The following is a 20,670-nucleotide window of genomic DNA, read 5'->3' as shown; positions in this document are numbered from 1 at the left end:
GTCTACTACTACTACTACTACTACTACTACTACTACTACTATAAATGCCGCCAAAGTAGTGATTTTTTAGGGATAAACAATTCACCATCAATGGTGGCAATAGTGATGTATCGTTCATTGTTGACTAAGACTTGCCCCACACTGTGATTGTGTTGATAACATTTACCTTTTGCTGATGATATCACGCAGGTTTTACCAGCAATTTCGGCATAAGTGCCTAAACTGCCAAAGGCACGTAATGTGATTAAGAGTTGAGCCGTTGGTTGTCGCCAATCAAGGGTTTGTTGTTGCTCTGTAATCGGCTCCCAATCACTGCCCTCGCCTTGTATTTGGCTATGATGGTAGTAAAGATCAAGATTGGACAATAGAGTCGATAATAACTCAGGGGTTTGTTCGAAAATTTTAGTGCTTAGGCTATCAAAGTTTTCTTGTTCATCTAGCGATATCGCTTTTTGCAGTAAAATATCTCCAGTATCAAACTCATTACTAAGTTTATGTAAAGTGACCCCAGCGTGATTGGAGTTTTTCAAAATCAAATGTGGCAAAGGTGTCATACCTCGCCCTTCTGGCAATAGTGTTGGGTGTACGTTAATGGCATATTTTAAGGCAACGGGTACAGGTATCTTCCAAGGATACTCAGCACTAAAAAACAACTCGACACCTTGCTCTAGTAGAGTTTGCATCTCTGTTAAATTTGGCTTACCAAAACAAAGAGGGATGTTGTTATTCTGAGCGAATTGAATCACTTTCTCCGAATAAACACTGTTTTCACCCGTATAAATAACAGCAAACTGATAGCCACTTGTTAAAAACACATCTAGGCATGAAGATAATGGATCGTAACCAAAATATGCGATTTTCATAACAACAAACCTCTATCCAAACCTGAACACACTAAATTAAACAGCAAGATTAACAGCCAATCTGTCACTAGACACTAGGCTCTGACTTTAAATACCTCATTAAAGTTAAATAATTGATACATATGATGATAATTATCTGTTTTAATTGGTGAAACAAAATTAGATTAAGTTGTTATGTTTGGTATTTTCAAACCCGCTCCACATATTCCATCAAAACCCCAAGAACAAGTAGACAAAGATTATAAACACTTACGCTGGCAAGTGTTTATAGGTATTTTTGTTGGTTATGCAGGTTACTACTTGGTTCGTAAAAACTTTTCATTAGCCATGCCGTTTTTAATTGAAGAGCAAGGTTTCAGTAAAGGGGAGCTAGGCATCGCGCTATCAGCGGTATCTATTGCCTACGGTTTAAGTAAATTTTTAATGGGTAGTGTTTCCGACCGCAGTAATCCACGGTTTTTCCTGATGACGGGATTACTCATTTCTGCAGGTGTGATGTTTATATTTGGGTTTACCTCTTGGGCCACTCAAAGTATTGGATCAATTTTTATCTTATTGTTTCTAAATGGTTGGGCTCAAGGTATGGGCTGGCCTGCCTGTGGCCGTACCATGGTGCATTGGTTTTCTGGCAATGAAAGGGGGAAAACGGTTTCTTTTTGGAACATAGCCCACAATGTAGGTGGCGGTTTAATCGGCCCTCTGTCTATCTTAGGTATGGCATGGTTCAATGATTGGCACAGTATTTTTTATGTGCCAGCCTTTGTAGCTTCTTTGATTGCGGTTTTTATCTTTTTTACCATGCGAGATACCCCCCAATCATGCGGTTTACCTCCCATCGAAGCACACCGCAACGATTACCCCAAAGATTATCATGAATCACACGAGCAAGAATTTAGCGCCAAAGAAATATTCTTAACTTATGTGTTAAACAACAAATTGCTTTGGTATATAGCCGTTGCAAATGCCTTTGTGTATTTGATTCGCTATGGGGTGTTGGATTGGGCACCAACTTACTTATATGAAGTAAAAGATTTCTCATTTAACAAAAGTTCGTGGGCTTATTTTTTGTATGAATGGGCAGGTATTCCCGGAACATTATTATGTGGTTATATCAGCGATGCGTGGTTTAAAGGGCGCAGAGCGCCTGCCGCCATTTTATATATGGTGTTGGTACTAGTAGCAGTTTTGATCTATTGGTTTAACCCTGCCGGCAATCCTACAGTGGATATTGCAGCCTTAATGGCAATTGGCTTTTTGATTTATGGCCCAGTGATGTTAATTGGCTTATTTGCCTTAGAATTAGTCCCTAAAAAAGCTGCAGGCACCGCCGCTGGTTTAACTGGTTTATTTGGATATTTGGGTGGTGCTGTTGTCGCCAACATTGCATTAGGTTACACAGTTGACCACTTTGGCTGGGATGGTGGTTTTATATTATTAGTGGGTGGCTGTATTGGCGCCATCATACTCATAGCCATGACCTTAAAACATGAAGTGGCTCATGAAAGTAATCAAGCCCCCTTATAGGAATAAAGATAGCTAAGCTTAAATGCAACCTATTCCAATTGAGACAAATTTACGCAATTTATCTCAATTGGAATTGTTGTGTTATAATCTTCTTTACTAGGTAAAGATAGGGGTTAGATATGCAAGCGGCTAAAGTTAAAGAGAATCAAACTATTGTTATGAAGGCGTATATAAACGCCTACAAGGCTATGGGAATTTCTGACAGTCAAGCAGCCAAGTTGATTGGTGTGGGTCGTTCTACACTGTTACGTAAACCTAGCTTCGAAACTGAGTCAAAACAAAGCGAACTACAAATATTGTTTATTCGGCTTTATCGTTCTTTATTCGCCTTATTTGGTGGCGATCTTACTTCTATGAAACATTGGTTCGAGCATAAAAACAAACACATTCGCGGTGTACCTAAAGATTTATGTTTTACCGTTACTGGCCTAGTTAACGTTAATGCATATTTGGATGGGCTAAGAGGAAAAGCTTGAATATAACCGACCTAATAGATGCTACAGGCGGATTAACGTCTTATGCCAACTCAGTCTGCAGAATGGTTGAAACCCAAGAATACGCAGCCACAACTTCATTAGTAGATGATCTTGAAGAGCAGGCAATTCTGGAGCAAATTCTAGATGATTTTAAACCTCAATATGCAGACGATACTCAAAACTTACACTATTTAATATCCACACCTTTTCGGTACCCGCCTTTACAATATGGCTCGCGTTTTGGCGCAATAACAGAGCCTAGTTATTTTTATGCCAGTGAATCGATTCAAACCTGCTTAGCAGAAGCGGCCTTTTATCGTTTTTATCTGATTGATGGTACTGAAACTCCTTTCCCTAAAGTGATCCAGTCAGAACACTCTTTATTTTTTGTAAGGGTATCAAGCACCAATACCTTGGATTTGACCCAGATTGCAGATTCCGAAATACAAAACCAACTCACTGACCCAGCATCCTACTCAATCACTCAAAAAGTAGGCCTACAGGCACGTCAAGATGGCGCTGATTTACTACGTTACTTTTCAGCCCGAAGCCAAGAACAAGGTATTAATGTAGCTATTGATAACCATACAATTATTCAATCAGAAAAACCTGAAGATAAAGTGGAATATATCTGCCAGCTCGATCCGCAAACTGGTATTTTAAGATTCTCTCAACCAAGAACCTTCCCTGTTATGTTTACCAGAGAGCAGTTTTTATTGGATGGGAATTTACCGATATTGGGTTAGTTTATGCTTGGCCTGACAAACTGTTATGCGCGGTCATTTGCAAATTGCAAGGTCACAACGAGTTAGCGGACTATCAATCAACACAGAACACTTTTCAAGTGTTCTGCCCCCATGATTTCCAGCTGTTTAACAATCTACGTATTGTTGTACTTTCATAACAGTATCTAAGCAAATAAATTAAAATTACAAACTAGTTTTTACTACTTACGTGAGTTTTATCACCTAAAGTTAGTCCACTTTCAGTAATAATTTTAGCTATTAAATCTTGATGTAACTCTACCTGATGGTAAATCCAGGTGTAGTGATCTTTTTTCCAAAACTCAAGCACCGTTTTCACACGACTTTCACTTAAATAATCCCCTAATGCTTTTAATTCTAAATAACACACAATTAAGTGTAAGTAAGTGGAATCTTCATCCCTTGCTCCCTCAGGAAAACCAACAGCCACTTTGGAGAAAGCTATTTTAAGCTTTCCTATAGCTAAGTTGGTACTCTCTATATTTTCATCAGTAAGCCAATGAATTTGTTCATGTAGATAGGTCGAGAGCAACATGTCTTTTTGATTTTTACGTCCATGCCTAGCATGTAAAGTTAAAATAGGGTGACTGTGAGGTATAGCCGTTTTATCTATATGCACTTTGTCCGTGAATTCCCATTTTTCCAGATCATGGACGGCGCGCAGTGCTTTTAATAGTTCTAATGTGTATTGTTCTTTTAAATCTTCAGGATGTTGTAGAGAAAAATCCATAGCCAATACAGGCATTGCGAATATAAAAACCAATAAAATTTTGAGTGAAAAATTCATTATTTTTGTCCCTAATTATGAATTTAATGAATTTTTAAACAAACGCCTTTCAAGAACAAACCCTATAATCCCGGCGCTAAACAGGAAGACGCCCAATACTTGTAACCATGCATTAACCGCGCGCTTCACTTGTTTTTCTCTGGCTAAACGATAATGACGGTAACCACCTTCTGTATCGAGTCGAAAATATGGGCCAGCATGTTTAAATACACTGATTGTTTTTGCATCGACCCTTTTTGCCATTTGCATTTTTTTTCGCGCTATAAGTTCATAGTCTCGCTCTTCCGCTGGCATTAAATAGGATCGCCAACGAGTTAAAACATCTACAGGCTCATTATCTAAAATTACTAACCTAGACTCATACTGAAATTGTATTTCTGAAAACAACTGTTTGCTATAACCCACATAAAATATCGTAGTGGCGAGCACTATTAACAGACTCGATAGGTACAAAAATCTACGTTGATTGTTTTGATTATGTTTTTGCAGGCTAGAAAAATAATGATCTACATCGGGAATTTGTCTTATCCGAAGTAATTCAGCGTCTTGGCTCAAATCACTTACAAACTGTTCCAAGGTTAAACCAAAGGCATTAAGTATATTATTGAAAATATCATTAGAAGGAATTGATTTATCATTCTCTAACTTAGATAAGTAAGACTGTTCAATACCAATTTTATCTGCCAATTCAGGCTGACTGAGATTGTGTTCTGCTCGTAATGTTTTTAATTTTTTACCCAAGGTCATAAACAACTCCGTTATGTTTTAGCTTTCATCAAACACTGATGAGATGGGTCTAGTCTTAGTTATTCCTTTGGGACTAAAAAGATGAATATTGGCTACTATCGATGAATATCAGGGTTTTGTTTAAGAGGAGCCAACAACAGATAGAAAATCCACGCAAACCAAAAGATAAAGATGATAAGTATTAACCAGGCTAACTTTTCACCTCCTTGTGTTCTTTTTGAACGGGCAATCTTTACTATGGGCACCAACCAAATAATAAAACATAACAAGATAACGGTTAGTGATATTCCAAACATACTGATAACTTCCTGTTTTTCAACTTCAAATATAACGTCTATGTTCTGCTAGATATCCTAGTAACAAAAACACCGAAACAACAGTTATACCTCGATACAAATAAGGCACCCATAAAATTAGCTGTTTAACATAAGGGGTAACAAACACGACCAGCAGTCCATAACCAAATGCACAGATAAGCACAAATACAGCGGTACGAATGACAAAGTGATAAGGACTGATCATGCGTTTAATATGTTTATTTAACACATCACCATATACCACTAGGATTGTCGCCAAAATTGTTAGGGCAATTTCGCTGTAATAGGGTTGCATCCATTGACTAACTTGGTTCATGGCCGATTGTATCCATTCCATCTAACTAGACTCTCCTAGTTGCGCAAACAGATCCAACATTTCTTGTTCATTGATGACTTTAACACCTAGCTCTTCTGCTTTTGCCAATTTAGAGCCTGCCTTTTCACCAGCCACCACGCAACTGGTTTTAGCCGACACACTGCCCGCTACTTTTGCACCTAAAGCCTGAAGTGTAGCTTTAGCCGTATTTCTGTCCATTTGTTCTAACGTTCCTGTTAATACAAAGGTTTGCCCAGCTAGAGGTAAAGAATCAACTTCTATTTTTTCAATTTTTGGCCAAGTAATACCTGCCGCTAATAATTCATCTATGACCTGAATGTTGTGTTCTTCTGCAAAAAAGTTAACCAAGTGTTGAGCAACAATAGCGCCCACATCACTGACTTCTTGTAGACTTTCTAAATCCGCTTGTATAATCGCGTCTAATTCACAGTAATGAGCCGCTAAGTTTGCTGCAGTGGCTTCGCCTACTTCTCGAATACCTAAGGAATACATAAATTTAGCAAGCGTTGTGCGTTTACATTTATCTAGTGATTCAATCAAATTAGCCGCAGATTTTTCACCCATACGTTCTAAGTTGGAAATTTGTATAAACTCTAATTTGAAGAAATCTGCAGGGGTTTTGACTAACTTCTGATCAACTAATTGTTCGATGATTTTGTCGCCTAATCCATCTATATCAAAAGCTTTGCGTGAAGCAAAATGTTTCATAGATTCTTTAAGCTGGGCACCACAATAAAGGCCACCTGTACATCTGGCTACCGCTTCATCTTCGAGTTTTTCGATGGCTGAGTCGCACATAGGGCAGGTTTCTGGGAATACAATATCCCGAGCATCTGCAGGGCGTTTATCAACTATCACAGAAACAACTTGTGGGATCACGTCCCCTGCTCGCCTAATGATCACAGTGTCGCCTATTTTTAACCCTAGGCGTTGGATTTCATCTTGATTATGCAAAGTGGCGTTGGACACAGTGACACCACCAACAAATACTGGCTCTAGCCTGGCCACAGGGGTAATGGCACCCGTTCTTCCAACCTGAAACTCCACATCCTGCACTATCGTCATTTCTTCTTGTGCTGGAAACTTGTGGGCGATAGCCCAACGAGGAGCACGAGCGACAAATCCAAGCTGTTGTTGTAATTCAATGTTGTCAGCTTTAAAAACAACACCATCAATGTCGTAATTAAGTGAATCGCGGATCTCACCAATATGTTGATAATAATCCAAACAAGCTTCAGCGCCATTGGCTACATCTAATTCTTTACTCAGTGGTAATCCCCATTCACTTAGCTGTTTTAAACGCCCAGAGTGAGAATCGGCTAAAGGATACTGTTCGTTTTCCACAAGACCGAGTGAATAGCTAAAAAACAGTAATGGACGTTTAGCGGTAATACGCGAGTCCAGTTGACGTAAACTACCGGCAGCTGCATTTCTTGGGTTGGCAAAGGCTTTTTTATCTTGTTCTAGTTGGGTTTTGTTGAGTTTGATAAAACCATCTCTGGTCATGATCACTTCACCACGCACTTCCAAACGCTCTGGGTAATCGTCACCCCTTAATAGCAAGGGAATATTTTTAATAGTTCGTACGTTGGCAGTGATATTCTCACCGGTTCTGCCGTCACCACGGGTTGCACCGCGTACTAACTTACCCTTTTCATACAATAAACTAACCGCTAGGCCATCCAATTTAGGTTCACAGCTATAACTAATTTCGCTGTCATTTTTTATCCTATCTTGCATACGTTTTTCAAAAGCTAAAAAAGACTCTCTATCAAAAGCATTATCCAAGGACAACATAGGAACTTCGTGCTCAACTTGCTCAAACTCAGGTAAGGGCATATCCCCTACTTTTTGACTGGGAGAGTCATCGCTCAATAATTCTGGGTATTGTTGTTCAATAGCCTGTAAAGCTTGCATCTGCCTGTCGTATTCGGCATCGGGCACACTAGGATTGTCTAACACATAATATTGATAATTATATTCTGCGATTGTGGTTTTAATTAATGCGAGTTGTTCAATAATTTCTTGCGAGGCTGCCATAAAAGCATTCCAGTATAAAAGAGGGTTGATCTTTGCCCCGAATATTTATTCTAGGGCAAACTATATAGTAGGGAGTTTAGTTACTCAGCCTTTTAATAAGCGCTGGCGTTCAAATTCACGAATTTTTTCGACGTATTGCTGCAAACTTTGTTTGGTTAATAATGTACGTTTGCCATCGTATATTTGTGCTGAGAACTCTTCAGCAATTTTTCGGGCAGCGTTGTGCATCATGTTAAACACTTGATGAGGCTCACCTTCAATCGGCAAGATCATAAATAACGAAATCCCTTGAGTGGTAAAGTTTTCAAGGCTATCAATATCAAAATTTCCGGGCTTAAACATGTTAGCTAGACTAAACAATACTGGTCCTTTACCGTTGGAGTTAACATGGCGATGAAAAATATCCTGTTCACCAAATTTAAAGCCTAAGGTAAGCAACATAGGTAACAATGCAGAACCGGGAATGGGGTTGTCATCTGCCGACTTTACATTCAACACTAACACCTCTTGCGGTTGCTCTTCTTGTTCTGCCCGTTGTTCTGGCTGTTGTGCAGACGGCTCAACGGACTTAGCTTTTGCTTCTTTTAACTCTGGTTCAGCAACAGGCTCATCGTCAAAATCGATGCGCAGTTGATCTTCAGCCATCTTAGGCTCGCGACGTTTTCTAAGTGAATCAGCTTTTTTACGTTTAACCAAATTACGAGCTTGTTCAGATAAACTCAGTTTTTCAGCTAAAGTCGCATGAGGTTTTTCTTCGGCCTCTTTTTGCTTATCAACAACAGTAGCATGGCTCTTGGTTGGCGCTGCAGTTGCGGCAGGTGCAACTGTTTCAACATGAGTATCACTAGCACTTTGAGGTTCTGACACTTCCTTTTTTAATAAAAATGGTGGTGGTTCAGGGGCCTGATAACCGTCATTTGAACTAAAAGCGTTGTTAGGAGCGGCTGTAAACTGTGGAGTAAGCACTTTTTCCGACCCACTGTTTTTGTTTGATGTCGCTCTTTCTTGCTGTGAAATAGCCACGGTATCTGCAGCTAAAGAGGAATATTTAGCCGCATATTCTGGTTTGGGCTGGGTCACTACAGACGCATAAATTTTGCTGGTTGATGTTGGAGCTTCTGGTTCTGCTTCAGTGTTTGTTTCGACAAGAGGTTCTGGAGCTGCTTCCATATCCACTTTTGGCTCACCAGACACAACTCGTACGGCGCCAAGTCCTAAATCATCAAATTCATTTTTTGTTGCTGCCGACTCGGCTAAGGTAGATGGGATATCATCCACTGTAAAATCGAATTTGTGATCTGAATCTTCAACCATGTCGTCGTTTGCATCAATTGCTAGGTCGTCGAACTTATCGTCATCAGATTGCCATCCAGAAGGCTGATACTGTTGATCGTTGTTACGTTTGTTAGCCTTTGATTTTTTTTCGCCATTTTTTCGGGATAGCCAAATACCGTGGACGGCAAGACCTACAATTACCAAACTGCCAATTATTAACAACGACCAACGTAAAACATCTGCTTCCATTTAACTTACTCGTACTTCTTTATTATTCATTAAAAGGGGTAATGTATTTGAGCTTAGGCCTGCGCAATGGCCACAGCTTCATCAACATCAACAGCAACCATTCGTGACACACCTGGCTCAGCCATGGTCACACCGGTTAAATGTGTCGCCATTTCCATGGCTATTTTATTGTGCGTAATAAAAATAAACTGCACTGTTTTCGACATTTCTGACACTAATTTACAAAAACGAACCACATTAGCATCATCAAGAGGGGCATCCACTTCATCTAATAAACAAAAAGGTGCTGGGTTTAATCTAAAAATAGCGAATACCAATGATAAAGCGGTCAGCGCCTTTTCACCACCAGAAAGTAAATGAATAGTGCTATTTTTCTTACCCGGCGGTCTGGCCATAATAGTCACACCTGTTTCGAGTAAATCATCGCCTGTTAGTTCAAGGTAAGCCATTCCGCCGCCAAACACCTTAGGAAATAGCAATTTTAAGTCTTCGTTAACTTGATCAAAGGTCTCTTTAAAACGTGAGCGAGTTTCTTTATCTATCTTTCGAATGGCTTGTTCTAGAATATCTAAAGCAGACACTAAATCATCATTTTGATCATCAAGATGTTGTTTACGTTCAGCTTGTATATCATATTCTTCAACGGCGGCAAGGTTAACCGCACCTAGCCTTCCCACAGACGCAATGGTTTTATCTAATAGGTTTTGCCAACTGGTTTCATTTGCATCTTCAGGTAAGGTATCTAATACCTCTTTAAGGTTTTGATGCATCTCTTGTAATTGTTCTAATACACCATTGGCTCTTACACGATAACCTTCACATTCAAGTTTAATACTCTGCAATTCACTGAGCATCAGCTGAATTTTATCTGTGACTCCCTGTTGACCTTTTTCTGCTACTGTCAGTTTTTCGTCTATCGCGGCTAGTTTATCATGCAACTCTTGTTGCTGAATATCTAACATCGCTTTTTGTTCTAGTAACTGTTGTAACGACTCTTGTTGGTCTTCAAGTGGCGAAGACAACTCTGCAAACTCAGTTTTTAATAAGCTCAATTTCTGCTGCATATTATTGAGTAGTAGTGCTTCGCGCTGTTGGTTTGCCGTTAATCCTTGATATTGGCTTTGTACACTTTGTAAATGCAAAGCCAATTGATGTAACTTATTTTTAGTGTTTTCTACTTGAGTACGACTATCAGCGACTTTTTGCTGCAACTGTTCGCGGTTTAACTCAAACTCAAGTTGCTGCTCTTGTAAAGCTTCAACAGCTTGTTCTAGCTCTTCGGCTTGCATCGCTAACTCTTCAAGCTGTTGTTGCTGTTCTTCTTCCGAGGTATCTTGCTGGCGTATCAATTCTTGGGAAAGCCGAGTATTACGGTCCATGTTCTGTTGATGCTGTTGTGCTAATAATTGAGCTTGATTTTTGGTTTGCTGTAAAGTGAGCTTAAGTTGCTCAAATTGCTGCTTGGCCGTTTCAGCGCTTCGCTTAGCAACAATAAGTTTATCTTCCTTATCACTTACTTCTACATCTGCAGCCAAAATTTTGCTTTGCACTAGTTCAAGTTGAGCTTCAAGTTGTTTGATCTGATTGGCGCGTTTTAACAAACCGCTTTGTTGGTCGGCACTTCCGACTATCATCCAGCCCTGCCCTAACCAATAACCATCTTGGGTTATAACACTTTGATAACTTGCCAAGTTAGTTAACATCGCCAACCCTTGTTCAAGATTGTTGGCACATAAAATATGCGTTAACCAGCTTGGCACAGCTTTGTTGTTTAGTTTAGTCACAATGCTTTTATCAGTAATTTTAGCGCCGTGATTTTCGATATAGCTATCTTGAAATAACCAAGCAGAACCAGACAACTCGACTAATTTGTCTTGGTTACTACTTTGAGGCAGTAAAACGGCACTTTGCCATTGTTGGGTAATAGTTTCGAATGCCTCTTCCCAGCCATTTTGAATATCTAAGGTTTGCCACCATGACTGGCTTGTAAGCTGATATTTTTGAATAAAATCTTGAGATGCTTTATTTAGATCACTACTTTGTTGCAAAGCGTTTAATGCTGCTAGTTGGGCTTCAATACTTTGTAACTCGCCCCTTAACTTCATTTGATTTTGTTCTGCTTGTTTCAGATCAACTTGGCTAGTTTCCTGCGTAGATAAAGTCAGCTCTGTATTCTCAGCGCTTTGCTCAGCCTGTTCTTCTAGTATTAGTATTTCGTCTTGGCACGTTTCTATTTGTAGTGTTAATTCATCATCTATCACTTCGCTTAGTTCATCTTTAAGCTCACCAATACGTTGCTGGGTACGCATTTGCATCGACATCAAAGATTGAATTTTACCATGACAACTTTGGGCTTGTTGTTTGCGCTGATTAAATTCTAACTCTTTATTTCGCCATTGATGTTGTTGCTGGCTAAACTGTTCTTCCGCTTCAAGCAAAACACTTTGCGCTTGCTCTAGCTGATCTTCAGATAATTGCTTTTCTGGCTCGGCTAATGCGATTTGTTCAGATAGCTCTTCAATTTTGTCGAGATTTTGCTGATGATGAATTTCGTTATCGGTAATGGCCTCTTGCAAGGAATTAGATTCTTGCTCGATTTGCTGACGTCTTTGTTTAGTATGAATTTGATTCTGTTCGATGCGAGTAATATCGGTGCTGACTCGAAACACTTGTTGCTGAATATCACTGAGTTGTTGCTTAAAATCTTGCTGCTGTTGCTTAAATTCGGTGATGTCTTTTTCTTCATTACGTTGGGTGGCTACGTAAGCTTCGATATCTGCATCTTTTTTGGAAATATCTGATTCTAAGGAGTCGATTTTCTTACTGTGTTTTAGCCAGCGAATAGCCGCTAATTCAGCTTTGTAACGACGCTCGTTTTGTTTAAGTTCTTTATAACGTTTAGCAGCCGTAGCTTGGCGTTGTAATTTTTCTAATTGTTGGCCTAATTCACCACGTACATCTTCAAGGCGTTCTAAGTTTTCTTTAGTATGGCGAATTCGAGTTTCAGTTTCACGGCGACGTTCTTTGTATTTTGATACACCAGCCGCCTCTTCAATAAAAACTCTTAGTTCTTGAGGTTTAGACTCAATCAAACGGGAAATCATGCCCTGCTCGATAATGGCGTAGCTGCGAGGTCCTAACCCAGTGCCTAAAAATAAATCAGTTACGTCACGGCGGCGACACTTAGTATTGTTGAGTAAATAACTCGATTGGGCATCTTTGGTGACTATACGTTTAACCGATAACTCGTTATAACCTGCATATTCACCTTGAATACGCCCAGATGAATTATCAAATACCAATTCAACACTACATTGAGAAACCGGCTTACGCGCTGTTGAGCCGTTAAAAATAACATCTGTCATGGAATCGCCACGGAGATTTTTAGCAGAACTTTCACCTAACACCCAACGCACAGCATCAATCACGTTGGATTTGCCACAGCCATTAGGCCCGACAACCGCAGTCATATCATCTGGAAATGGGATAGTGGTTGGGTCAACGAAAGACTTAAATCCAGCTAACTTTATTTTTTTTAAGCGCATATAAAGATGGAGTTATTCCGAAAATTGTTATTATTTTTATGTTTCAGTGATTGAATGTACCAAAAGTCATCAAGTGTAACAATTGACGTTTTGCTCCCTAGTGTGAGATACGTATAATAACAGCCACTATTTTAAGAATAAACGCTGATTTTCATCTTGTTACAACAGGTTAAACAGCAATCAGTACAGGTGTAATATGGACTATTTTTTCCAAGGCTTTAGCTTGATAAAAACCAAGGGACTAAAGCGTTTTGTATTTTTTCCATTGGCCATTAATCTAATTTTGTTTTCCGCCGCGTTTTATTATCTATTCGGCGAAATAAGCGCGAGTATTATTTGGCTAACTGATCTCATTCCTGACTGGGAATGGCTAAGTTGGTTAAAAGACGGCTTAAGTTACATCATTTGGCCGATAGCAGTGATCACTATTCTATTAATATTTGCGCTTATATTTGGCACCTTGGCTAATTGGATTGCTGCACCTTTTAACGGATTATTAGCTGAAAAAGTCGAACAGTATCTAACTGGCCAACCTATGGACGATACAGGTTTAATGGATGTGTTTAAAGATATCCCACGTACCTTAGGGCGTGAACTAGCTAAACTCACTTATTATTTACCAAGAGCGATTGGATTTTTGTTGCTGTTCTTTATTTTGCCACTAGTAGGTCAAGTACTATGGTTTTTGTTTTCAGCTTGGATGATGGCCATCCAATATTGTGATTACCCTTGTGATAACCACAAAATTTCATTCAGAGATATGAAGCGAATTTTGCACGAGCAACGCTCAGAAAGTTTTAGTTTTGGTATAACTGTTAGCGTGTTTTCACTGATCCCAATAGTCAATTTTTTAGTGATGCCAGTGGCAGTGTGTGGGGCAACTGCACTGTGGGTTGATAAGTTAAAAGACCGAGTCTAAAAGCTTAGCTTGGCGAGTCTTATTTATACTGTTTTAAAAGAAACGGCATGAACATTACGAAGGTTAATATTTTTTTTAACCTGCCATAGGTCGTAGTTACCTTGCATTGCCAGCCAAGTCTCTGGGGTACGCCCTAGAGCCTTAGATAACCTTAATGCCATTTCTGGCGTAATACCACTCTGCCCTTTTAAAATACGACTAAGAGTAGATGATGCCACATCTAACTGCTTAGCTAAAAAACGACAGCTATAACCACAAGGTTCAAGGTAGGTTGTTTTAATAAACTCACCAGGATGAGGCGGGTTATACATCTTCATAATACTAGTCCTCTTAAGCTGCACTCGAGTAATTCAGGTGATCTTTCTGAGATTTTGTTTATAAAACACAAAATCTCAGAGTCAACAATAGCGCGATGCGCATAACGCATCAACAGATAAAAAATCAGTTTGGATTACTAGATATGTTATTGACTGAGGTGAAAGCCAGACACCATAAGAACAAGGGGTCTACGGTAGCTTTTTCAACCCTAATTAACTCCTAAAAAGAGCTATTTACTGCGCATATCATCAAGAGATTGATGATATGCCTAATCAGAAACCTCTATTTAGTGCCGGCTTTAATGTCCTTAAGCGCGTTTACAATATCCTCTGGCTCAGCACGTTGACGGTAATCGACATCCACATATCGCCAACTCACTAAGCCGTCTACTCCAATCACAAAGGTTGCAGGGATTGGCAATACACTGCCGTTACCATTATTTAGATCGGATAATTCAAGATTACGGTCTTTACGCATATGTTCCAAAATTAACTCTGGCACTTCCCAAGCCACACCGTATTTCTCGGCAACGCGTGCATCTTGATCTGACAATACCCAGAATTCCAATTCTTCTCTTTCAGCTTTTGTTAACGAGTCATTAGGAGCTTGTGGACTAATCGCCACTAACTCAGCACCCAAGGCATGGATCTCTGCAAGTCGCCCATGCATTGCTTTAAGTTGTAAATTACAATAAGGACACCAATCCCCTCTATAGAAAGTTAAGACTACAGGGCCCTTTCTTAGTAAATTAGCTAAGGAAATATTATAACCTTGAGCACTGGGCAATAAAAATTCGGGCGCTTGTTCCCCAATGGCTATGGCTTTTTCACCTTGTTGAAATTTTCTAGCTGTGGCAATGACATCGTCGAGAGACTGCATAAATTCTGGTTTAGCTTGGCGAGTTTTACTTATTTGTAGATCTGTTTGTGCTTTAAGACTGGTCACTATTTTCCTTCCATATTTATAACTTAACTTGAGTTCAGATTATTTAACGCTTTTTGTTAAAATTATAATGTACTTTTTTGCTCATATAATTCTAATGGCAGGCCATCTGGATCGTTAAAAAATGTAAACTTCTTTTGGGTGTATTCATCTATCCTAATAGGCTCTACCTTAACGTCTTTTGAGACCAAATAATCTGACATTGATTCAACTGAATCCACACAAAATGCTAAATGTCTTAACCCCAATGCTTCTGGAAAACTTGGCCTAGCGGGTGGATTAGGAAAAGAAAACAACTCAATTTGTCCGCCATTTGGAAGTTTTAAGTCTAATTTATAAGAGTCCCTTGGTTCTCGGTAATTTTCGGCAATAACTTCCAAACCGAGTATTGCAGTATAAAAATGTTTCGATTTTTCATAATCAGAACAAATTATTGCTGCATGATGAATGGATTTTAGCATCTAATTCTCCGGTCTTAATTTCATATGGGGTTGAGTAGCAGGAAGCGAATAGAATCCTAACCCTTCATAAAATGGCATCTTTCCTTCACTGGGCCATAAATTTACGCTATCTAAATCAAGCCTACGACACTCGGCAATAACAGCTTGCATGATTGATGTAGCCACTCCCTTTTTTCTATGTTCTTCTTTTACGATGACATCAATGATAAATCCGTATCTCACATAATCGGTGATAAGCCTACCTATTCCTACAATGATTTCATCAAGATCTCGTGCCACAAACCATTCTGATCCTGAATTGACAGATTTGAGCATTTTGTCTGGATTGGGATCATCAATCCATCCCGCAATTTGATACATATTTGCTAACTCATCAGCCGAAGGTGGGGTTCTTTCTATTTTCATTGTTCTACCATCTCCAATAGACTTATTTTTCAATTCTAACTAGTTTTTTAGCGTTTGAAGGATGACTGCTCTCTTAGCAATTCTGCTAACTCCTGAATAAACATTCTTACGCCATTATCTTTTGTTGCACCAATAGTGAGCTTTGAATCACTGTTAATTTCGATTGTTTTTCTGCTGATAATACCATTTCTACTTACAGCGACATCGGCGCTCATTGTCATGATTGTGCCATTTGTACCATCGACTAAGGCAATCTTGGTAAATTCGATATGCATTTTGGTTTGGGCTGATGGTAATACACGCACATCAGACCTTTTTAACGATTGAATTAAGCTGTCTCCGAAATTACTTTTATCGATATCTGTGAACTTTGGAATGCTGAGTGTTTGCGTTGTTGCTTGAGGATAATCTAAGGCCGCTATTTCGATAATCCTTAATCCATAAAACTTACCCATATCAATTGTTTGTATGCTGCTATTTGAGAAGCTACCGTTCTGTTTACTCAATGTACAGCTGGTTAGGGCAACAATAAACACGATCAACAACCAAGATTTCATTTGGCAGATACCCAAGCCAAAAGTGTCTCTGCGGCAATGGGTGGTTTTTGCTCATCGGTAAGACTTGCATTTCCACTTAGTTGGCTTATCAAAGAGCTGATCTTTTCATTCGCGGGACAGGCAATATTTAAGGTTTTAGCATGTTTTAAAATAGCACCGTTTATATGCACAATTTCAGTGGGTTTACCTTGTGAAACGTCCCACCACATAGATGATCGCACCTTAGGGTCAATTTCTAACATTTTGTTAGCCACGCGGCTAAAAATAAAATTGGGTAGCCTTAAAACTATAGGGATTTTATGAGCAGAGATGGCAGTTACTTTTGGTAGTTTGATGCCATGGGCATCTGCCACCTTTAATAACTCACTCATTAATAAAGCAATGACTTTTCGGTAAGGCCGCTGCTCTAACATGGCTTTGACCGGAATGTCTGCTAATGCGTTAACACTGTTGCCCAAATTCAATTGTAATTTTGCCCATAACAAAGCATCCATATCTGCAGTAGTAGTGATGGGCAAAAGATCTGATTGTAAAGCCATAACCAAGGTATTAATGCCTATTTGTGACTGTGGGGTTTGTTCAATTGTCAGCTTTCCCTCTGAGCCACGGTGATAATGTCCCGGCGATAGTTCGACCACATTAAAAGGCACCATGACTCTTAGTACCATATTATCAGGATAGGCTTGTTTTACTGCTGCGTCTGAGCCCAAGCCATTTTGACAACATAGAATAATGGTATTGTTATCAACTAAAGGGGCAATATCTAAGACCGCTTGTTTAATGCCAGTACATTTAACTGTTAACCATAAAAAGCGGGCTTTTTTGACTGTTATATTAGTTGCGGATAGTTGTTTATCATCCAGCACCTCAATATGAGGCAATATAGCCTCATGGGACTGGTAATCAGTGAGTTTTATACCGGAAGTGAGTTTGGATTTGGTTGTTTCTCGGCAAATTAAGGTTGTTTGAAATCCTTGCACACTGATAGCGCCACCTAGATAACAACCAATTAGGCCCGCACCAAAAACGGTATGTTGCTCCCATGGGAAAAAATCAGTCATTGCTCAACTGCATATTCTGGATAAAGAATAAAAATACTTTATCACAAAGCAAAGAGCCTGTTGACCTTTTGCCGCTGGGTAAATTCACTTACAATAGCCGCGTTTTTATATTTGTTTTTAATCGAAGTGAGCCTTATCATTGACTGCTAAATTGTCCCCCTTGTTGTCTCGACTGACTAATTTTTGTTGGTTGTTCCTCCCTCCACTGCTGTTTTTTAGTGTTTTGTATGGCTTTTATTTTTTTAACACTGAGTTGCTTTTAAGCTGGATAGTTAATCTTTGGTGGATGAGTTACGCTAGTTTGGCTATAGCGGCTATTATTGCTTGGCAGTTTGGCCGAAGCCGACTGGTTTACGCCTGTTTATTGCTTTTATTAATAGCAGCAAATAAAGAACTGACTTTAACACCAGAATTATTTGAAGTGAGATACAGTGGTATCTTGTTTGGGTTTGTATTCTTGTTGTATAGCAAGGACAAAGGGTTTTCTGCCCTTAACTTATGTTTTAGTTTGACCGTATTAGTGATGTTATTTGTACTGAGTTGGTTAGCCATCCCACACATACTATTAGTCAGCCAGCCATGGCTAACCTCTCTAGACAGTCTTTTATTCCAACTTTCAGCGGATATACGCTCCCTACTCACCCCTTTTAACGCAATGTTACTGATCATTGGGTTATTACTTGGCTTGTTAAGGTTATTTTTCAAAACAGATAATACCCATAATGCATTGTATTTTGCGTTGGCTTTAAGTGCGTTTATGCATATCTATCGCGATGCCGAATTTGCACTAATCACTATTGTTAGTTTGGCATGCTTGTTTTGTTATTCAGTACTCAAAGATAGTTTTACAATGGCCTTTAAAGATGAACTAACAGGGATCCCTTCAAGGCGAGCGCTGATGCAATATGTGCAAACCCTTGGTCGTAAATATACTGTGGTGATGTCTGATATCGACCATTTCAAAAAATTTAACGACACCTATGGCCATGATGTAGGCGACGAAGTATTAAAACTAGTGGCCAGTAAGTTAAATAAAGTCACAGGCGGAGGTAAAACCTTTAGGTTTGGCGGTGAAGAATTTATTATCGTTTTTCCCCGTAAAACGTCAGCCGAGGTACTGCCTTTTGTAGAATTAGTGCGTCAAACTATTGCTGATTACGATATTGCTCTAAGAGCGAAACCTCGCCCAGCAAAACCGAAAAAGCCTTTAGCTGGTAAAAAGGCCCCTGCTAAAAAACCGGCCAAAGAACAAATAGTCAAAGTGACAACTAGTTTTGGTGTTGCCCAGCGCTCCAAAGAACATTCAGACTTCGCCACCATAATGAAGCAGGCTGATATCGCCTTGTATGCAGCAAAAAAAGCCGGTAGAAATTGTGTGAAGGTAGCCAAACAATGAGTATTAACCTGTGAGCCAAGTATCGATAGAGACTAAAAAAATACTGGTACTGGGTTACGTATGGCCAGAGCCCAATTCATCGGCGGCTGGAAGCCATATGTTGAGCTTACTCACCTTGTTTGTACACCAAGGTTGGCAAGTCACCTTTGCAAGCCCTGCCCAGCAAGGCGAACACAAAGTAGATTTAACCGAGCTAAGTATTAACGAACAAACAGTGGCACTTAATTGCAGCAGCTTTGATGACTTCATCAATGAGCTCAATCCCAACATAGTGTTATTCGACCGCTTTATGCTTGAAGAACAGTTTGGATGGCGAGTCGCCAAACATTGCCCCGACGCACTGCGTATACTCGATACCGAAGATTTACATTCATTACGCCACGCACGGCACCAAGCCTTAAAACAAAATCGACCATTAAACAAAGCTGATTTAAACAGTGATATGGCTAAACGTGAAATTGCCGCGATTTTTCGCTGTGACTTAAGTTTGATCATTTCAGACTACGAATTAGATTTACTCAAAAAGCATTATTCTGTACCTGAACATATTCTACTACACTGCCCTTTTATGCTCGACTTGCAACACTTTTCCCCATCAACAAACAGCTACGCAGACAGACAACACTTCATCAGCATTGGCAATTTTCGCCACGAACCCAACTGGGACGCAGTGCTGTTTTTAAAACAACACATCTGGCCCTTGATCCGCAAACAATTACCCAAAGCCGAATTACATATTTATGGCGCCTACCCACCACCTAAGGCCACCCAATTACATAACGCCAAACAAGGCTTTTTAGTCAAGGGCTGGGCAGAAGATGCCAAACAGGTGATGCAACAAGCTAGAGTCTGTTTAGCTCCATTGCGTTTTGGCGCAGGCATAAAAGGTAAATTAGCCGAAGCGATGTTTTGTGGCACACCCAACGTTACTACCAACATTGGAATTGAAGGCATGACTATGGGGCTCGACTGGCCGGGTCTAACAACAGATTTAAATTCCTTTGATAGTTTTGAAGACAGTGCCCAAAATATTGCTAACCATGCAGTGCAGCTATATCAGGAACAAAGCTTATGGCAACAAAAACAACAACAAGGTTACCAACTGCTCAAAACCAATTTTGCCAAAGATGAAGTCCAAGCAAAGTTATTGGCACGAATAACTGATATACAAAACAAACTAAGCACACATCGTGCAGATAACTTCATAGGCCAAATGTTGCAACACCATCAGTTAAAAAGCACTCAATATATGGCACAGTGGATTGAAGCAAAAAACCGCTAAATTGGTTTGTCAAAATTGTAGTGAGTAAAGTTTAATTCAAGTATGCCTGTCATGCCGACATTCAAATCATGTATTTAATATTCTTCATATTGACTTAACTTTACTAATCAAAATCACTACCAATCAACACAAGTGTTATATAAATAGTAAAGTGACGCCCTCATTTCTTCCTGCTATAAAAATTCACTAGTCTCACTGTATTTTTCAACTAATCATTAAGTTATTAATTTGACTATGGCTATTATTTTTCACATGGTTTTTAATAGGAGTCATAAAGTGTTGTTGAAGTCATGATCCTTTTGTTTTTACAACTATTCGTATTTATGATGAAATGAAATTAAATTAAATAATACTTAATAAAATCAAAAGGTAAGTGCTGAAAATAGCGGAAATAACAATCGGATC

Annotated in this window: 20 protein-coding genes; 6 read left to right on the top strand and 14 right to left on the bottom strand. The window is 39.4% G+C overall.

What is annotated here, in order from left to right:
• Window positions 1-38: 38 nt before the first annotated feature.
• Window positions 39-863, bottom strand: a complete 825-nt coding sequence (locus tag GARC_RS02830; protein WP_007616485.1) for a methionyl-tRNA formyltransferase — start codon at window positions 861-863, stop codon at window positions 39-41.
• A 174-nt stretch (window positions 864-1,037) separates the two neighbouring features.
• Here GARC_RS02830 and glpT point away from each other — a divergent pair, with 174 nt between their 5' ends.
• The 3 genes from glpT to GARC_RS02815 all read left to right on the top strand — a co-directional run bounded on the left by glpT (window position 1,038) and on the right by GARC_RS02815 (window position 3,609).
• Window positions 1,038-2,387 carry a glycerol-3-phosphate transporter gene (glpT, locus tag GARC_RS02825; protein ID WP_007616483.1) on the top strand — a complete coding sequence of 450 codons (1,350 nt, stop codon included), beginning with the start codon at window positions 1,038-1,040 and terminating at the stop codon, window positions 2,385-2,387.
• A gap of 119 nt (window positions 2,388-2,506) precedes the next feature.
• Window positions 2,507-2,863 carry an MbcA/ParS/Xre antitoxin family protein gene (locus GARC_RS02820; RefSeq protein ID WP_007616481.1) on the top strand — a complete coding sequence of 119 codons (357 nt, stop codon included), beginning with the start codon at window positions 2,507-2,509 and terminating at the stop codon, window positions 2,861-2,863.
• Window positions 2,860-3,609, top strand: a complete 750-nt coding sequence (locus GARC_RS02815) for an RES family NAD+ phosphorylase (protein ID WP_007616478.1) — start codon at window positions 2,860-2,862, stop codon at window positions 3,607-3,609. The genes GARC_RS02820 and GARC_RS02815 overlap by 4 nt, the downstream gene beginning before the upstream one ends.
• A 190-nt stretch (window positions 3,610-3,799) precedes the next feature.
• Here the strand turns inward: GARC_RS02815 and GARC_RS02810 are convergent, their stop codons facing one another.
• From GARC_RS02810 to smc, 7 genes are all read right to left on the bottom strand, one after another.
• On the bottom strand, window positions 3,800-4,414 hold the full coding sequence (locus GARC_RS02810; protein ID WP_007616469.1) for a hypothetical protein: 615 nt from the start codon (window positions 4,412-4,414) through the stop codon (window positions 3,800-3,802).
• A 15-nt stretch (window positions 4,415-4,429) separates the two neighbouring features.
• The gene (locus tag GARC_RS02805; protein ID WP_007616466.1) at window positions 4,430-5,161 is read right to left on the bottom strand and encodes a helix-turn-helix domain-containing protein; all 732 of its coding nucleotides are present in this window, start codon (window positions 5,159-5,161) and stop codon (window positions 4,430-4,432) included.
• 95 nt (window positions 5,162-5,256) lie between these two features.
• Window positions 5,257-5,457: a hypothetical protein gene (locus GARC_RS02800; RefSeq protein ID WP_007616464.1), complete on the bottom strand. Its 201-nt coding sequence runs from the start codon at window positions 5,455-5,457 to the stop codon at window positions 5,257-5,259.
• Between the two features lie 25 nt (window positions 5,458-5,482).
• Window positions 5,483-5,815 (bottom strand): DUF3392 domain-containing protein, encoded by a 333-nt coding sequence (locus GARC_RS02795; RefSeq protein WP_007616463.1) that lies wholly within the window; start codon window positions 5,813-5,815, stop codon window positions 5,483-5,485.
• Window positions 5,816-7,855, bottom strand: coding sequence for an NAD-dependent DNA ligase LigA (ligA, locus tag GARC_RS02790; RefSeq protein WP_007616461.1), 2,040 nt, complete (start codon window positions 7,853-7,855; stop codon window positions 5,816-5,818).
• A gap of 84 nt (window positions 7,856-7,939) precedes the next feature.
• Window positions 7,940-9,379: a cell division protein ZipA gene (zipA, locus tag GARC_RS02785; RefSeq protein WP_007616459.1), complete on the bottom strand. Its 1,440-nt coding sequence runs from the start codon at window positions 9,377-9,379 to the stop codon at window positions 7,940-7,942.
• A gap of 53 nt (window positions 9,380-9,432) precedes the next feature.
• Complete coding sequence (smc, locus tag GARC_RS02780) at window positions 9,433-12,924, bottom strand: chromosome segregation protein SMC (protein WP_007616457.1); 3,492 nt, start codon at window positions 12,922-12,924, stop codon at window positions 9,433-9,435.
• Window positions 12,925-13,120: 196 nt separating this feature from the next.
• Between smc and cysZ the strand changes: the two genes are divergently transcribed.
• Window positions 13,121-13,843, top strand: a complete 723-nt coding sequence (gene cysZ / locus GARC_RS02775) for a sulfate transporter CysZ (RefSeq protein ID WP_007616455.1) — start codon at window positions 13,121-13,123, stop codon at window positions 13,841-13,843.
• A gap of 23 nt (window positions 13,844-13,866) precedes the next feature.
• Here the strand turns inward: cysZ and GARC_RS02770 are convergent, their stop codons facing one another.
• The 6 genes from GARC_RS02770 to GARC_RS02745 form a co-directional block, all read right to left on the bottom strand.
• Window positions 13,867-14,160, bottom strand: coding sequence for a HigA family addiction module antitoxin (locus GARC_RS02770; RefSeq protein ID WP_007616453.1), 294 nt, complete (start codon window positions 14,158-14,160; stop codon window positions 13,867-13,869).
• A gap of 283 nt (window positions 14,161-14,443) precedes the next feature.
• Window positions 14,444-15,106 carry a peroxiredoxin-like family protein gene (locus GARC_RS02765; protein ID WP_007616451.1) on the bottom strand — a complete coding sequence of 221 codons (663 nt, stop codon included), beginning with the start codon at window positions 15,104-15,106 and terminating at the stop codon, window positions 14,444-14,446.
• Window positions 15,107-15,168: 62 nt separating this feature from the next.
• Window positions 15,169-15,564, bottom strand: coding sequence for an SMU1112c/YaeR family gloxylase I-like metalloprotein (gene gloA2 / locus GARC_RS02760; protein WP_007616450.1), 396 nt, complete (start codon window positions 15,562-15,564; stop codon window positions 15,169-15,171).
• A complete protein-coding gene (locus GARC_RS25805) occupies window positions 15,565-15,969 on the bottom strand; it encodes a GNAT family N-acetyltransferase (RefSeq protein ID WP_007616449.1) in 405 nt (134 codons plus the stop codon).
• A 47-nt stretch (window positions 15,970-16,016) separates the two neighbouring features.
• Window positions 16,017-16,526 carry a hypothetical protein gene (locus GARC_RS02750; RefSeq protein WP_007616447.1) on the bottom strand — a complete coding sequence of 170 codons (510 nt, stop codon included), beginning with the start codon at window positions 16,524-16,526 and terminating at the stop codon, window positions 16,017-16,019.
• Window positions 16,523-17,587, bottom strand: coding sequence for a 2-dehydropantoate 2-reductase (locus tag GARC_RS02745; RefSeq protein ID WP_007616445.1), 1,065 nt, complete (start codon window positions 17,585-17,587; stop codon window positions 16,523-16,525). The genes GARC_RS02750 and GARC_RS02745 overlap by 4 nt, the downstream gene beginning before the upstream one ends.
• A 139-nt stretch (window positions 17,588-17,726) precedes the next feature.
• Between GARC_RS02745 and GARC_RS02740 the strand changes: the two genes are divergently transcribed.
• Complete coding sequence (locus GARC_RS02740; protein WP_007616442.1) at window positions 17,727-18,983, top strand: GGDEF domain-containing protein; 1,257 nt, start codon at window positions 17,727-17,729, stop codon at window positions 18,981-18,983.
• Between the two features lie 25 nt (window positions 18,984-19,008).
• Window positions 19,009-20,265, top strand: coding sequence for a glycosyltransferase family 4 protein (locus GARC_RS02735; RefSeq protein ID WP_039988548.1), 1,257 nt, complete (start codon window positions 19,009-19,011; stop codon window positions 20,263-20,265).
• Window positions 20,266-20,670: the final 405 nt, after the last annotated feature.

The organism is Paraglaciecola arctica BSs20135, from assembly GCF_000314995.1.
Taxonomy (GTDB): Bacteria; Pseudomonadota; Gammaproteobacteria; order Enterobacterales; family Alteromonadaceae; genus Paraglaciecola; species Paraglaciecola arctica.
The sequence above is the reverse complement of the archived record's forward strand: the minus strand, read 5'-3'. Positions and strand labels throughout refer to the sequence as shown.

Bases quoted from the DNA above. Each gene is read 5' to 3' on its own strand.
- GARC_RS02830 (WP_007616485.1), bottom strand. From the start codon at position 863: ATGAAAATCGCATATTTTGGTTACGATCCATTATCTTCATGCCTAGAT.
- glpT (WP_007616483.1), top strand. From the start codon at position 1,038: ATGTTTGGTATTTTCAAACCCGCTCCACATATTCCATCAAAACCCCAA.
- GARC_RS02820 (WP_007616481.1), top strand. From the start codon at position 2,507: ATGCAAGCGGCTAAAGTTAAAGAGAATCAAACTATTGTTATGAAGGCG.
- GARC_RS02810 (WP_007616469.1), bottom strand. From the start codon at position 4,414: ATGAATTTTTCACTCAAAATTTTATTGGTTTTTATATTCGCAATGCCT.
- GARC_RS02805 (WP_007616466.1), bottom strand. From the start codon at position 5,161: ATGACCTTGGGTAAAAAATTAAAAACATTACGAGCAGAACACAATCTC.
- GARC_RS02800 (WP_007616464.1), bottom strand. From the start codon at position 5,457: ATGTTTGGAATATCACTAACCGTTATCTTGTTATGTTTTATTATTTGG.
- GARC_RS02795 (WP_007616463.1), bottom strand. From the start codon at position 5,815: ATGGAATGGATACAATCGGCCATGAACCAAGTTAGTCAATGGATGCAA.
- ligA (WP_007616461.1), bottom strand. From the start codon at position 7,855: ATGGCAGCCTCGCAAGAAATTATTGAACAACTCGCATTAATTAAAACC.
- zipA (WP_007616459.1), bottom strand. From the start codon at position 9,379: ATGGAAGCAGATGTTTTACGTTGGTCGTTGTTAATAATTGGCAGTTTG.
- smc (WP_007616457.1), bottom strand. From the start codon at position 12,924: ATGCGCTTAAAAAAAATAAAGTTAGCTGGATTTAAGTCTTTCGTTGAC.
- cysZ (WP_007616455.1), top strand. From the start codon at position 13,121: ATGGACTATTTTTTCCAAGGCTTTAGCTTGATAAAAACCAAGGGACTA.
- GARC_RS02770 (WP_007616453.1), bottom strand. From the start codon at position 14,160: ATGAAGATGTATAACCCGCCTCATCCTGGTGAGTTTATTAAAACAACC.
- gloA2 (WP_007616450.1), bottom strand. From the start codon at position 15,564: ATGCTAAAATCCATTCATCATGCAGCAATAATTTGTTCTGATTATGAA.
- GARC_RS25805 (WP_007616449.1), bottom strand. From the start codon at position 15,969: ATGAAAATAGAAAGAACCCCACCTTCGGCTGATGAGTTAGCAAATATG.
- GARC_RS02750 (WP_007616447.1), bottom strand. From the start codon at position 16,526: ATGAAATCTTGGTTGTTGATCGTGTTTATTGTTGCCCTAACCAGCTGT.
- GARC_RS02745 (WP_007616445.1), bottom strand. From the start codon at position 17,587: ATGACTGATTTTTTCCCATGGGAGCAACATACCGTTTTTGGTGCGGGC.